Origin of the sequence: Ligilactobacillus sp., from assembly GCF_036846325.1 — a bacterium.
GTDB lineage: Bacteria > Bacillota > Bacilli > Lactobacillales > Lactobacillaceae > Ligilactobacillus.
This window is the reverse complement of record NZ_DAIUCE010000050.1, coordinates 1-13,672: the sequence shown is the minus strand read 5'-3', so window position 1 is coordinate 13,672 and position 13,672 is coordinate 1. Positions and strand designations below refer to the sequence as shown.

Annotated in this window: 18 protein-coding genes; 4 read left to right on the top strand and 14 right to left on the bottom strand. The window is 48.5% G+C overall.

The window, feature by feature from the left end:
- From V7Z60_RS06090 to V7Z60_RS06080, 3 genes are all read left to right on the top strand, one after another.
- The coding region (locus tag V7Z60_RS06090; protein ID WP_334116956.1) for an ABC transporter substrate binding protein at positions 1-393 on the top strand (393 nt) is incomplete at its 5' end.
- Positions 390-1,286 carry an ABC transporter permease gene (locus V7Z60_RS06085; RefSeq protein WP_334116955.1) on the top strand — a complete coding sequence of 299 codons (897 nt, stop codon included), beginning with the start codon at positions 390-392 and terminating at the stop codon, positions 1,284-1,286. The genes V7Z60_RS06090 and V7Z60_RS06085, both read left to right, overlap by 4 nt.
- Positions 1,283-2,047, top strand: coding sequence for an ABC transporter ATP-binding protein (locus tag V7Z60_RS06080; protein WP_334116954.1), 765 nt, complete (start codon positions 1,283-1,285; stop codon positions 2,045-2,047). Before V7Z60_RS06085 ends, V7Z60_RS06080 begins: the two co-directional genes overlap by 4 nt.
- 241 nt (positions 2,048-2,288) lie before the next feature.
- Here V7Z60_RS06080 and V7Z60_RS06075 read toward each other — a convergent pair whose 3' ends face one another.
- The 4 genes from V7Z60_RS06075 to trhA form a co-directional block, all read right to left on the bottom strand.
- The gene (locus V7Z60_RS06075) at positions 2,289-2,768 is read right to left on the bottom strand and encodes a universal stress protein (protein WP_334116953.1); all 480 of its coding nucleotides are present in this window, start codon (positions 2,766-2,768) and stop codon (positions 2,289-2,291) included.
- A gap of 52 nt (positions 2,769-2,820) precedes the next feature.
- Positions 2,821-3,498 carry a ribonuclease H family protein gene (locus tag V7Z60_RS06070; protein ID WP_334116952.1) on the bottom strand — a complete coding sequence of 226 codons (678 nt, stop codon included), beginning with the start codon at positions 3,496-3,498 and terminating at the stop codon, positions 2,821-2,823.
- Positions 3,499-3,548: 50 nt separating this feature from the next.
- Positions 3,549-3,887 (bottom strand): ArsR/SmtB family transcription factor, encoded by a 339-nt coding sequence (locus V7Z60_RS06065; RefSeq protein ID WP_334116951.1) that lies wholly within the window; start codon positions 3,885-3,887, stop codon positions 3,549-3,551.
- Between the two features lie 130 nt (positions 3,888-4,017).
- Positions 4,018-4,647 carry a PAQR family membrane homeostasis protein TrhA gene (trhA, locus tag V7Z60_RS06060; RefSeq protein ID WP_442918902.1) on the bottom strand — a complete coding sequence of 210 codons (630 nt, stop codon included), beginning with the start codon at positions 4,645-4,647 and terminating at the stop codon, positions 4,018-4,020.
- Positions 4,648-4,906: 259 nt separating this feature from the next.
- Here trhA and V7Z60_RS06055 point away from each other — a divergent pair, with 259 nt between their 5' ends.
- Positions 4,907-5,425: a DUF1836 domain-containing protein gene (locus V7Z60_RS06055; protein ID WP_334116949.1), complete on the top strand. Its 519-nt coding sequence runs from the start codon at positions 4,907-4,909 to the stop codon at positions 5,423-5,425.
- Positions 5,426-5,546: 121 nt separating this feature from the next.
- Here the strand turns inward: V7Z60_RS06055 and tnpA are convergent, their stop codons facing one another.
- The 10 genes from tnpA to V7Z60_RS06005 form a co-directional block, all read right to left on the bottom strand.
- Entirely contained in the window at positions 5,547-5,798 is a 252-nt protein-coding gene (tnpA, locus tag V7Z60_RS06050) for an IS200/IS605 family transposase (protein ID WP_334116958.1), read from the bottom strand.
- Between the two features lie 39 nt (positions 5,799-5,837).
- On the bottom strand, positions 5,838-6,089 hold the full coding sequence (locus V7Z60_RS06045) for a cytochrome b5 domain-containing protein (protein WP_334116948.1): 252 nt from the start codon (positions 6,087-6,089) through the stop codon (positions 5,838-5,840).
- 13 nt (positions 6,090-6,102) lie between these two features.
- Positions 6,103-6,570: a Dps family protein gene (locus tag V7Z60_RS06040; RefSeq protein WP_334116947.1), complete on the bottom strand. Its 468-nt coding sequence runs from the start codon at positions 6,568-6,570 to the stop codon at positions 6,103-6,105.
- A 178-nt stretch (positions 6,571-6,748) separates the two neighbouring features.
- A complete protein-coding gene (gene fba, locus V7Z60_RS06035; RefSeq protein WP_135558195.1) occupies positions 6,749-7,615 on the bottom strand; it encodes a class II fructose-1,6-bisphosphate aldolase in 867 nt (288 codons plus the stop codon).
- Positions 7,616-8,279: 664 nt separating this feature from the next.
- The gene (gene phoU, locus V7Z60_RS06030; protein WP_334116946.1) at positions 8,280-8,942 is read right to left on the bottom strand and encodes a phosphate signaling complex protein PhoU; all 663 of its coding nucleotides are present in this window, start codon (positions 8,940-8,942) and stop codon (positions 8,280-8,282) included.
- 24 nt (positions 8,943-8,966) lie between these two features.
- On the bottom strand, positions 8,967-9,722 hold the full coding sequence (gene pstB / locus V7Z60_RS06025; protein ID WP_334116945.1) for a phosphate ABC transporter ATP-binding protein PstB: 756 nt from the start codon (positions 9,720-9,722) through the stop codon (positions 8,967-8,969).
- Positions 9,723-9,731: 9 nt separating this feature from the next.
- Positions 9,732-10,532 (bottom strand): phosphate ABC transporter ATP-binding protein PstB, encoded by an 801-nt coding sequence (pstB, locus tag V7Z60_RS06020; RefSeq protein ID WP_334116957.1) that lies wholly within the window; start codon positions 10,530-10,532, stop codon positions 9,732-9,734.
- 13 nt (positions 10,533-10,545) lie between these two features.
- On the bottom strand, positions 10,546-11,439 hold the full coding sequence (pstA, locus tag V7Z60_RS06015; protein ID WP_334116944.1) for a phosphate ABC transporter permease PstA: 894 nt from the start codon (positions 11,437-11,439) through the stop codon (positions 10,546-10,548).
- Complete coding sequence (gene pstC, locus V7Z60_RS06010) at positions 11,440-12,357, bottom strand: phosphate ABC transporter permease subunit PstC (protein WP_334116943.1); 918 nt, start codon at positions 12,355-12,357, stop codon at positions 11,440-11,442.
- Positions 12,344-13,231 carry a phosphate ABC transporter substrate-binding protein PstS family protein gene (locus tag V7Z60_RS06005; RefSeq protein WP_334116942.1) on the bottom strand — a complete coding sequence of 296 codons (888 nt, stop codon included), beginning with the start codon at positions 13,229-13,231 and terminating at the stop codon, positions 12,344-12,346. Before V7Z60_RS06005 ends, pstC begins: the two co-directional genes overlap by 14 nt.
- Positions 13,232-13,672: the final 441 nt, after the last annotated feature.

Here is a 13,672-nt window from a genome sequence, read left to right as displayed (position 1 = left end):
ATCACTTCGACAAACGACATCGACCAGGTAAGCTCAACCATGGCCTCTGAAGTCGAAGCCGTCTATATTCCGACTGACAACACGGTTGCTTCAGGTTTTTCGACCGTCGTCAAAAACACCGATGCAAGAAAAGTTCCGGTCTTTCCTTCAGTGACGACCATGATCAGGCAGGGCGGCATTGCCACCGTCAGCGTCAGCCAGTATGAACTGGGCAAACTGACCGGACAGATGGCCGCAGAGATTCTCGATGGCAAAAAGCCCGGCAACATGGCGCTTCGCTATGTCAAACTCGGACAGACGTACATCAACTTGAAGCACGCTGAAGAACTCGGCCTGGATATTCCCAAGACTGCTTTGAACCAGGCACAGAAGAAAGGAGGCATCATCAAATGACATTAATCGTATCGGCAATCGGACAGGGCCTGATCTGGGGTCTGCTTGGAATCGGCCTTTTCATCACATTCAGAATCCTCAACTTCCCGGATATGACGGTCGAAGGAACCTTCCCGTTCGGCGCTGCAGTTTGCGTCAGCGCAATCACCCACGGGCTTGGCCCCGGAGAAGCCACCATGCTGGCCTTTCTGGCAGGACTCCTGACCGGGCTTGTCACCGGACTGCTTTACACAAAGCTTCACATCCCGGTTCTTCTTTCAGGAATTCTCGTCATGACGGGCATCTACTCCGTCAACTTGCGGGTCCTGGGTAAGGCCACGGTCGGCTTGCTGCACAGGAAGACGCTCTTTTCCAGTGAATTCCTGACCGGACTCCCTGAAAACTTCCCGCCGGTCCTTGTCGGCACTGCATTTTCCATCATCGTCATCGTCCTGATGGCCCTCTTTTTAAATACAGAGCTGGGACAGGCGCTTATCGCAACCGGCGACAACGAAAGGATGGCACTTTCGCAAGGCATCAATACCAACAGCATGAAAATCCTCGGTTTGATGATTTCAAACGGCCTGATTGGTCTTTGCGGAGGCATCATCTCGCAGAACAACGGCTATGCCGACGTCAACATGGGCATCGGAACAATCGTCATCGGCCTTGCCGCAATCATCATCGGTGAGGTCGCATTCGGAAACCTCAGCCTGACGGCCCGTCTGGTTGCAGTCGTCATTGGCAGCATCCTGTACCGTTTTGTCCTGCTGATCGTCTTGAAACTCGGATTCGGCACGAACGACTTCAAACTGATTTCTGCACTTGTGCTTGCAGTCTGCCTGTCGCTCCCAATGTTTGAAAGGAAGTTCAAGGCAGGCATCATCTTGAAGAAAGGAGTGGAGCGTCCATGAGCGAAAATATTCTGGAAATGCAGAACATCACGATCTGCGTCAATGAAGGCACTTCCGAAGAAAAGGAAATCTTGAAGAACATCAGCCTGAATGTCAGAAAGGGTGACTTCATCACTCTGCTTGGCACGAACGGGGCAGGAAAATCAACGCTCCTGAATGTCATCAACGGTTCACTTTCGCCGGGAAACGGCACGGTCAAAGTTGCCGGAAGAGACGTCACGAAGCTTTCAGTCGTCAAGCGTGCCCGTTTCATTTCGCAGGTCTTCCAGGACCCCAAGGCAGGAACGGCACCGCGAATGACGGTGGCAGAAAATCTTCTTCTGGCAAGGCGCCGCGGCCAGAAGCGCCGTCTGAAGCTGCGCGGTCTGAACAATGCGCTCCCTGAGTTCAGCGAACTGACTCGAAAACTGCCAAACGGTCTTTCAGAAAGGCTCAACACCTTCACCGGAGATCTTTCGGGCGGGCAAAGACAAACCCTGAGTTTTTTGATGGCCACGATGGGCAGTCCGGAAATCCTGCTGCTTGACGAGCATACGGCAGCGCTTGACCCTAAAACGAGTCAGCAGCTGATGGAACTTACTCAAAGTACGATCGAGGAAAAGCAGCTGACATGCATCATGATCACGCACCACCTGAAGGATGCCTTAAAATACGGAAATCGCATGATCATCCTGAACGACGGCAGAATCGTGCTTGATAAAAGCGGCAGGGAAAAAGAGAATTTGACGGAAGATGACATTTTGAAGTTCTTTACCAATTGAATCGACTGACAGGGGCTTCCGAGGCTGAGTGCTTCGGGGGCCTTTTTGTCCTGCATGATTCTGCCGCCCAAGCTGAATGCAGTGTCCGCGCCCCCAAAAGCAGACTGAAACTCTGAATTCCGGCGAAAACAGTCTGCTTCAGCAAGACACATCCCCCTGCACCAGGCAGGCATCATAAATCAAAAAAAGCGGAACCTCCGCTTCATCCGCGAAAATTCCGCATTGATCATCCAAATGTTCCTTATCTTACAACGATTACGGAACAAGGAGCATTTTGAGACATGTAGCTGGCTTGTGATCCCAAGAAGACCCTCTTGCGCCCCGTAAGAGGCTTTGTCTTGGAACCGCAAACAAGCAAATCAGCATTAACGTCCGGCAAAATATCATTGATGATGACGACGCCCGGCTTGCCTTCGCCTGAATATGCCGTTACGTCCTTGACGCCAAACGAGCGTGCCTTATTGACGTAATGAGCAAGGTCATCAGCAACCTGCGCACGTCTTTCGTCCAGGACTTCAGGACTAAGCGTATCAAAAATGTTGAAATCACCGACTTCAAGAATCGAAACGATTCCCAGGGGAACATTCAGGCGTTTGGCCGTTGTCACGGCATAGTTGAATGCGTTGATGGATGATTGCGAATCATCTTCATCAACGGCCACCAAAATCTTGGTGAAGATTTTCGGTTCGATTTCAAAATCACCATTCAGCTTTTCGCTCATACTAATCACTCCTCAAATGTTTGAATTCGACTTTATTATAGCACAAAATCAATTACATTCTATCCATTTCTTCATTCAGCAGCCGGTCAACCTTATTGTTCCCGTAATTGTCCGCATGTCCCTTGGTCCAGACATACTCTGCATTCCTGAACTTTTTGAGCAGTTCCAGTACTTCTTCCCAAAGTTCACGATTCCTGACAGGATCTCCCGAGGCCGTTTTCCATCCCTTTTCGGCCCATGAAAAAAGCCAGCGTTTCGTCACCGCATCGAGCACATACTTTGAATCAAGCACGAACAGCAGCCGCTTATCGTTTAACCGGTAATAATCAAGCCACATCAGCGCATTTCTGAAGGCCATGATTTCCATGCGGTTATTCGTCGCACCGTATTCGCCGCCGGATCTTGCCACTTCCCGACCGTCCTTTACGGCCAGAAAAGCCCATGCGGCCTTGTCGTCCGACTTGACGTGCTGCCCGGGTCTGTTGCCGTGATTCCGGGAGCCGCCATCGGTATAAAGCACGATTTCCGGTTTAAATCCAGTGCCTGCTTCAGCGCCGGATGTTCCGGGATGCTCGGTTCTGCCGTCAACAAAACGCTGCGCTTCTTCCAAGGTTCTGAAACTCTTGTATCTTGCCCCTGAAAATCCCTTTACCTGAGCCTGACACTCGGCCCAGGTCTTAAAAATGCCGGTCCTTCTGCCTGATGCAACTGCATAAAATTTGTCTGCCAAAAAAATCCCTCCAAAAAAAACAGGACAAGACCAAATCCTGTCCTGATTGTCTATTCTTCCGTAATTTTCGTTCTCAATTCATGAATCACGGTTTCAAGCCGGGAAAGCGGTTCATCCAGTGAAACGAAGTACACGCTCTGCAAGCCGTTCTTCTTAAAGTTAACCAAGCCTGCCTCGCGCAAGATTTTCAAGTGATGGGATACGGCCGGCTGAGTGATCGACATTCTGTCCGTAATCTCAGTCACAGTCAAACCATCCTTCAAATTTTCACACAAGAGAACGATAATCCGTTGACGATTGCGATCCGCCAATGCGTTGATTACTTCAAACTCATTGGTAAAGTTATCTAAAGCAACACTTTGGTTGGGCGTTAATTGAACTGTTGGCATGAAAACCACTCCTTTCAAAAGGCACTTTCCTATCTCTTTATCCATATATAGAATAACATTAAAATAAAGGAATGGCAAACGTTTACAATCCTTTTACATCAACCTTTTGAAATTTATTCATCTCTGTGAATCATAAGTAAAGATAAATTGACAGAAACATCAATCCGGAGCCGATCATTACCAGCATATGCCACCATACATGCGCATATTTAACGCCCTTTATACTATATACCAAAGCACCAAGCGTGTAAACGACCCCTCCCAGAAACAGGAGCAGCAGTCCGTTTCTGCCAAGAGACAGGTACATGGGTCTGAAACCGCAAACGCACATCCACCCCATGACGACGTAAATGACCGTTTCAACGGCCTGCCTGCGGTTTCTCGCCAGAATGTGATAGCCGATGCCGGCAAGCGCAAGAACCCAAACCGCAGACAGCAGGGCATACCCCAGGCTGCCCTTGATTGCAAGCAGACAATACGGCGTATAGGTTCCCGCAATCATCAGATAAATTCCGCTGTGATCGAATATTTGAAAGACCCTTTTTGCCTTCGTAAAATAAAGACAATGAAACAAAGTCGAGAATAAATACAGGAGAAGCATGCTTGTTCCGTATACGATAAACGCCATGATTGTCTTCAAATCATGCGTCGCAGCCCCCTTCATGATCAACAGGACAAGCATCCAGATTCCAAGTGCGGCCCCCACGCCATGAGTAATGGCACTCCATACTTCATTAATGATCTGTTGCCTTCTGTCCACTGTCATCACCCTTTCCTTTTCATCAGTTTCCATTACAATCATAAACCACAAATCAATTATAACTAGATTTGCATTCTAGGTCAATTTTCACTTTCCCTAAAAAATCTCAAAAATCATCCGAAGCACAGATTAAAAAAAGAGCAGCAGCCTTTCTTCACTGCATTTCTCAAGGCAGAACATCCAAATTCGGCTGACATCAAAATCCCGGATATGATATAATTTCCATTAGGCTCATATGCCAATGAGAGGTTTTAAAACGATGAAAAACTTTGACATCAAACTCTGGCTGTCAGATCTTGACGACCATCATCTGCCCAAATGGGAGGAATTCCCCGACTTCGAACTGTATATGGAACAGCTCGTCAGTCTCGGCAACCGCTATCTTGCGTGTTTTTCAGAAACGCCTCTGACCTCTTCAATGATCAACAGCTACGTCAAAAAGGGCCTGATGTCCCGCCCGGAAAAAAAGCGCTACAAGGCTGAACACATTGCCGAACTGATCGTCATCAGCCTTTTAAAGACAACCTATCCGCTTGAAACAATCCGAAACTGCATCGAAAGAGTCATTCATGATGAAGAAAGCGTTCAGGTTGCCTATGACAATTTTGCCGGCCGGTTCAATCAAACGCTGCATGCACTTTATTCAGGAAACGATTCGATTTCGATTAAGGTGCCGGCAACTAAGCTTGAATGTGTTTCAATTTCAGAGGAGCTGGCTGTCAGAGCCGTTATTTACCGGCTTGTCAGTCAAAAAATTATGTCATCAAAAACCGAATAGCTCCGTGCTCGAGGGCACAGAGCTATTTTTCTGCTCAAATTTCCGGGCCCGAAAACTTTTTAATTCTACCTAGCCGGAAATCCCGTGACTTCAGTCATGGGATGGACAGGCTCAATCAGCGTCAATATGGATGCTTTTTCTTTTGGAGTGCATTGTATTTTTGATTGTTGATATAGTTTTCCACTACATCTTTGCTCATGTTGCCAAGAGTGCTCATATAGTAGCCGGGCGACCATAAATGCCCGCCCCAATATTGTGATTGGCGAATTTCTGGATGTCTCTTGAGAAGGATAAATGCACTGCGCCCCTTCACTGCCCGGACAACCACGGCTGTTTGGGTAAACCGTCCGTATCTATGCAAATTGTGGTTCAGACACTCAACATAGGGGCGTCTGCTCACAAGCCATTGACTTTAGTCGATGGTGGTTGACTTCGCAAGTTTTCCGACCTGTTTGAGTTTCTCTAGAATCTTCCTGCCATGTGGAGACTTCCCGATGAATTCACTGGCGTTCTGGCCGGCCCTGTTTCCGTGATGCACGCCGCCCTTCCAGGCTGAAACATCAGTCACGTCGTACACGACTCCGTCAATTGCCACATATGCGGGATTTCCGTTCTGCCCGTCATATCTTTCAAGTTCTTCTTCGGTGAAAACTTTTTCTTCCATAATATCGAACCCCCTATGCGTCAATTTCAGGAGCTTCATTCAATTCAGCCTGAATCATCCAGATCTTCTTTTCAATCTCAGTCTTGAATCCGATGAAAATGTCCTGGGTACTGTAATCCTTTTCCTCATCAGAAACTTCAATGCCCTTTTGATAAAGATCCTCCAGATAGCGATAATCCCTGACAAGCGTTGCCAGGCGCTCCGGCGTTCCTTTTCCAAAAGTTCCCTTCTCATCTTTGATTCCCGTATGATCAGCCATTTCCCCCAAAGTCGAAAACGGTTCCCCGTCAAGCGTAATCAGTCTCTCTGAAATCACGTCGAGCTGAGCGTTGATTTCATCCATGAACTCATCCATCAAGGGATGCAGCTTCAAAAAGTTAGTTCCGCGCATGTACCAGTGCGTCTGATGGATGACCATTGCCATCTGGCTCAGATCGGCCACTAATTGATTCAAGACTTCTTTTGTTTTTTGATACTTCATATTAGACACCTCATTTTTATGACACCGTTTACAACTACACCTTCATTATAATTGTCAACCGCCAGTCTGACAAATATTTTGACTTTTATCATGTAAAGCACACAACATCATCACTAATTTTCCCCACAAAAAAAGAGCCGCCCAAAAGGCGACTCTCTTCCTCATATCAACTAAGGAATTAGTCGATTGATGGTGTACCCATCCAGCCGATGATTTCTTCAACTGTATCTGTGATAGCTTGTGTGCCAGGTGCAAGAAGCTTACGTGGGTCATAGCCCTTGCCTTCTTGATCCTTGCCAGCTTCGATGTACTTGCGTGTAGCTTCAGCAAATGCCAATTGGCATTCCGTGTTGATGTTAAGCTTGGAAACACCAAGTGAAATAGCCTTTTCAATTTGTTCTTGCGGGATGCCGGAGCCGCCGTGCAAAACAAGTGGCATATCTGGAAGTGCATCAGCAATTTCCTTCAAGCGATCGAAGTTCAAGCCAGCCCAGTCTGCTGGATACTTGCCGTGGATGTTGCCGATACCACATGCAAGGTAATCAACGCCTGTAGCAGCCATCTTTGTAGCGTCTTCAACGGAAGCAAGTTCACCTGCACCAGTGATGCCGTCTTCTGTACCACCGATTGAACCAACTTCAGCTTCAACGGACATGCCGTGAGCGTGTGCCAATTCAACGATTTCCTTTGTCTTAGCCAGGTTTTCTTCAAGCGGAAGATCATGGCCGTCGAACATAACTGATGAGAAACCAGCTTCGATACATTCCTTGGCAGCTTCGTAGTTACCATGGTCCAAGTGCATAACAACAGGAACCGTGATGTTCATAGCTTCCATTTCGTCTGCAACCAAGTTGCGAACAAGCTTGTAGCCGCCCATGTACTTAGCAGCGCCCATGGAAACCTGAATAAGAACAGGAACGTTCTTTTCCTGAGCACCCTTGAGAATGGCACGTGTCCATTCCAAGTTGTTTGTGTTGAAAGCACCAACACAGTAGTGGCCTTTACGAGCTGCACCAAAGATTGCGTTACCGTTTACGAATGACATAAAACAGCCTCCTAAAAGATTTCAGTAAAATTACTCTTCTGAGTACACTCCCATTTTAACACATTTCCCCTTATCAAAGCACCTGTTTTTATGATTTTTCACTGATTATAACTGAAAAGCACTTACAATTTTCAAACTGTCATGATCATCCCGAAAAAGCGGCATCCCTGCACTGAATTTTCAACCATTCCCGTCAAATGCAGTGCTTCTGACCGAAAGAAAACCATGTCTCGAACAAAATCACCGGATGATTCGCAATTAATTTCAAATCTCATCCGGGACTTTGTGTATACGGAACAATTCTTCCTTTACAATGGAAATAAGCAAAGAAAGTCTGATATCAAAACGAACGCCCGTAATCCCGGGATGCATTTTACGGGCTCATGAGCGCTCGGCTCCACACCTTGCCTAATCGGGTTCTGCCTCGCATTCGCCCTATCACAAGCAGTGACTCCCTGGACGAGTTTCACTCGCCTTCGGTCGTCCTCATGCTTGTGTACGGGCTCATGAGCGCTCGGCTCCACACCTTGCATGATCCCGTAATCCCGTCTTCGTGCCATGACTGAGCAGGTGCTTTTCAGCACTGCATTTGACAAGAAAATCAGATTTTCATGCACCAAATTTGACAAAAAAAGAAACCGGGATTTTTCCCGGCCTCTTTTTCCTAAATGTCCTTTTTGCCAAGTTCAACGATCTTTCCGCGTTTCGTGTAAACGATCCACTCGGCAATGTTCGTGATGTAGTCGCCGATGCGTTCAAGCCTGTTCGCAATTTTCAGATAATCGACGCCTTCGCCCGTGTTTTCCGGACCCGTCTGAAGCAGCTTGACGGACAAGGTGTTGACCTTTGAATAGATTTCGTCGTTTGTCGCATCCCTCTCGGCAATCTCGACGGCATGTCCGTCATCGACTTCAGTGTACGCATCCAGAATGTCCTGCAGCATTCCGGCGACGTTTTCGCCCATCTTCGTCAACAGCTCGTCGATTTGCTCGTCTCTGACGCAAAGCTTCAGATCAAGCACCGTTTCAGAAATGCTGACGGCATGATCAGCCAGCCGTTCCAGGTCAGCGCTTGCCTTCAAAATCGAAATGATTTCGCGCAGATCCATCGTCACAGGCTGCTGCAGGGCGATTACCTGGGCGGACTTCTTTTCAAGGTGAGTTTCCTTGCCGTTGATGACCTCATCGTGGTCAATCACTTCCTGCGCAAGTTTTTCATTGCCTTCTTCAAATGCCGTAACCGTTTTTTTGACTGCTTCCAGAACTTCGAGACCCATCGTGACGAATTCCTGTCTCAAAGCCATGATCTGAGTGTCTATATGTCGCATGTCCTTTTCTCCCTTCCTCAATTATTATCCGAAACGTCCGCTTAGATAATCATCGGTCTTCTTGTTGTCCGGCGTCACAAAAATCTTCTTGGTCAGCCCCGTTTCGATCAGCTCGCCGTTTAAGAAGAATGACGTCGTGTCAGAAATTCTTGAGGCCTGCTGCATGTTATGAGTAACTATGATACAAGTATACTCCTCTTTGAGCTTCAAAAGCATCTCTTCAACCAGACTGCTTGAAACAGGATCAAGTGCGCTCGTCGGTTCATCAAGCAGAATCACTTCAGGTCTGACGGCAAGTACGCGTGCGATGCAGATACGCTGCTGCTGCCCGCCTGAAAGGGCCATGGCGCTTTTCTTCAGATCGTCCTTGACCTCATCCCAGATTGCCGCCTGCTTGAGACTTGTTTCAACGCGTTCGTCCAGAATCTCCTTGTCCTTGATGCCTGCGATTCTCAACCCGTAGACAATGTTTTCATAAATTGAAAACGGGAACGGATTCGGCTGCTGAAAGACCATGCCGACGCGCTTTCTGAGCGTAACCGTATCGGTCTGCGGCGAATAGATGTCGTTTCCGTCAAGTCTGATGTCGCCTTCGATCCTGACGTTGTCGATCATGTCGTTCATTCGGTTCAGGCACCGCAGATACGTGGATTTGCCGCAGCCGGAAGGTCCGATCAAGGCGTGAATGCCGCCCTGCGGAAAATCAAGCGTGATTCCCTTCAGCGCTTCTTTTTTGCCATAGTACAAGTGAACGTCCTTTGTCGTAATAATCTCGTTCATGAATTCCACCTACCCGAAGTTTCCGGAAACATAATCTTCAGTTGCCTTGATTGCCGGATTCGTAAAGATATGCTTCGTCTTGTCGTATTCGATCACGTGTCCCATATGGAAAAATGCAGTGTAGTCACTGACCCTTGAGGCCTGCTGCATGTTATGGGTCACGATGATGATCGTGTATTTTTCCTTTAATTTCAACATCGTTTCCTCAACTTTCAAGGTCGAAATCGGATCAAGCGCGCTGCATGGCTCATCCATCAGCAGAATATCCGGTTCCATCGCAATTGCGCGCGCGATGCAAAGGCGCTGCTGCTGCCCGCCTGAAAGGGCCAGGGCGCTTTTGTCAAGGTCGTCCTTGACCTCATCCCATAAGGCCGCTCCCTTCAGGCTTTCCTCAACGATTCTGTCCTGTTCGGCCTTGTCTTTCAAGCCTTTTTCCTTCAGCGCAAACGTGATGTTGTCGCGAATTGACTTTGAAAAAGGATTCGGCCGCTGAAACACCATGCCCACGTGTTTTCGCATTTCGTAGACGTTGATGTTCTTTGAATTGACGTCGATTCCGCGATACATGATCTGACCTTCGACGCGCGCCACGTCGTCGTTCATTCGATTGAGGCTGCGCAGGAACGTTGATTTGCCTGAACCGGAAGCACCGATCAAAGCTGTAATCCTGTTTTTAGGAAACTGCAGATTGCCGTCGAAAAAGGCCTGCTTGCTGCCGTAGAAAACCTGCAGATTATTCGTTGTCATCGCAATTTCGGTTTCCTTTTGATTGAACCGCACGATATAGGTATCCTTTAAGTCATATTTCAAAGCATCCATCTTCTCACCCCTGTCTTGCCGCCGTCAAATGCTGATAAAGCTTCTGTCCGAGGAAACGTGCCGATAAGTTGAAGATCAAGACGGCAATGATCAGAACGGCCGAGGCCCCGGCTGAAATCTGTTCCGCATCCGGCATGATTCCTTCAGAATTGATTTTCCAGATATGCACGGCCAGAGTTTCTGCCGGCCTGAACAAATTCAGAGGACTTGACGCATCGAACGGATTCCATTTCGTAAAGTCGACGCTCGTTGCGCTTTGTCCTGCCGTGTAAATCAAAGCCGCGGCTTCGCCGAAGATCCTGCCGGCGCATAAAACGATGCCGGTGACGATGCCGGGAATTGCTTCCGGCAGGATGACCTTGATCACGGTATGCCATTTTGAAAGGCCAAGCGCAAGCCCTGCTTCACGCTGAAGCTCCGGCACGGAATTCAGCGAATCTTCAATATTTCTCGTCAGCAGAGGCAGATTGAAAAACGTCAGCGCAATTGCACCGGACAAAATCGAAAAGCCGAGCTTGAACTGAACGACGAACAAAAGGAAGCCGAAGAGACCCACCACGACCGAAGGGAGCGAACTCAAAATTTCAATCGACATGCGAATGACGTTCGTAAGTGCATTTTTCGGTGCATATTCAGCCAGGAAAATGCCGGCTCCAAGCGAAATCGGAAACGAGATGATCAGAGTCAGAATCAACAGATAAAACGAATTGAACAACTGAATGCCGATGCCTCCGCCTGAAGTAAAGGCCTTGGATGACGTCGTCAGGAACTTCCAGGAGATGTGCGGCAGTCCCTGTATCAGAATTCTTCCTATCAGAAATGCCAGAATCACGACGACGATTCCTGCGATGATGCGGATCATCAGCAGCGCAAGCGCATTTGTCCTTTTCGGATTCATTTACATTCTCCCCTTTCTTGAAATCATTCTTACCAGAATATTGAAGAACAAAGACATCAAAAGCAAGACCAGTGCAAGCGACCACAATGCGTTGTTGGCGACCGTTCCCATGACGGTATTGCCGATTCCCATCGTCAAAACGCTGGTCAGCGTCGAGGCCGGATTCGTCAGACTTGTCGGCAGAAGCGAGGCATTGCCGATGACCATTTGAACCGCCAGAGCTTCACCGAATGCGCGCGCCATCCCAAAGACGATGGCCGTCATGATGCCGGGAAGTGCCGCCCTCAGAATAACGCGCCAGATTGTCTGCCACTCGGTTGCCCCAAGAGCAAGCGAAGCGGATTTGTAATGCTTCGGCACGGCTTTCAGACTGTCGACCGTCATCGACGTGATTGTCGGAAGAACCATTACGAACAAAACGAATGCCCCAGACAGGATGCCGTAGCCTGAACCGCCAAAATGACTGCGCACGAACGGCACGACGACGGTCAGACCGATAAATCCGTAAACAACGGAAGGAATGCCGACCAGAAGCTCAACGACGCTTTGCATGAACGCGCGCCCCCTGCCTGACGAAAGTTCCGTCATGTAAAGTGCCGTCCCGATTGCAAACGGCGTTGCAAAAAGCGCCGCGAGAAGCGTTACGGCAAACGAGCCGACAATCATCGGCAAAGCCCCGACGAGCGGTCTGCCGTCCTCGCCCCTGCTGTTCGGGTTCCAGTCGGTTCCCGTCAGGAAGTCCTTCAGACTCGCATGATTTTCCGTAAACGTCGCAATCCCTTTTGCGAAAACGAATGCAAAGATTGAAACAACTACTGTCAAAATCAGGACAATTGCTGCATAACTCAAAATCTTTCCTATCATATCCTGGTTCGATTCCTTCGAACGCTTCAATATTCTGTCTCTAATCGGATCCATTCCGTTCACCCTCTTTGACCGGCACGACTCTGCCGTTTGAATCTTTTTCAACCTGCATCTCAGAAATCGACACGTAGCCCAGCGCCTTGACCAGATTCCTTTGCACGTAATCCGACTTCATGTAGTCAAGCAGTTTTTCTGTCTGTTTATTTGGTTTGCCATAAGTATACATATGTTCATACGACCAGATTTTCCATTCACCCGTCTGAACGTTTCCGGCAGTCGGCTTCACGCCGTCAACCGCGATTCCAAGCACGTCCTTTGAAATGTACGAAAACGACAGATAGCTGACTGCTCCCGGCGTGTGTGCGACCATCTTTGAAACGGTTCCGTTTGATTCCTGTTCCTGAGCCTTGGCCATCTTTTCATTTCCCATCACTGCGCTTTCAAATGCGGCTCTCGTTCCCGACCCCTGCGCCCGGTTGATCAGGACGATTGCCAGATTTCTACCGCCGACCTGTTTCCAGTTCGTGTATTTTCCTGAAAAAATCCCGCGAAGCTGCTTCATCGTAAGTTTCGTGACGCCTGCCTCCCTGTTCGTGACCGGTGCCAGGCCCATCACGCAGACCTTGTGATCGACCAGATCCTTCGCCTTGATTCCAGGTTGCTGATCGGCAAAAATATCCGAGTTCCCGATCGAAACCGCTCCTGCCTGAACCTGTGAAAGTCCCGTTCCGGACCCTCCTCCCTGGACCGTAATCGACACATCGTGATTATCCTTTTGATATTCTTCAGCCGCCATTTCGACCATCGGCTGCAGCGCCGTTGATCCGACAACCGTAATTTCTCTTTTCTGCTGCGCTTTCGAACCGCATCCGACAAGCACAAGTGCCATCAGCGATACCAGGCACAGAATCCGAAAATTCCTTCTCATGACAATCGCCCTTTCCTTGTTTTCATTACAATTGTAAAGTTCCAATGTAAAGGTCGTTGGGTCGTTTTGTAAAGGATATGTAAAGAATGTAAGTTATGTATCACTCCTGTGAAATGCAGTGCTGATAATCGCCTGCTCAATCAGGCAAGGTGTGAGAAGCAGCGGTTATGAGCCGTAAGCTAAGCTTCTGTCTGACGCAGGCGAGCTTGCCTCGTCCAGGAAGACAGTGCTTAGCTCCAGGCGAATGCTGCTTCGAACCCAATTCAGGCAAGGTGTGAGAAGCAGCGGTTATGAGCCGTAAGCTAAGCTTCTGTCTGACGCAGGCGAGCTTGCCTCGTCCAGGAAGACAGTGCTTAGCTCCAGGCGAATGCTGCTTCGAACCCAATTCAGGCAAGGTGTGAGAAGCAGCGGTTATGAGCCGTAAGCTAAGCTTCTGTCTGA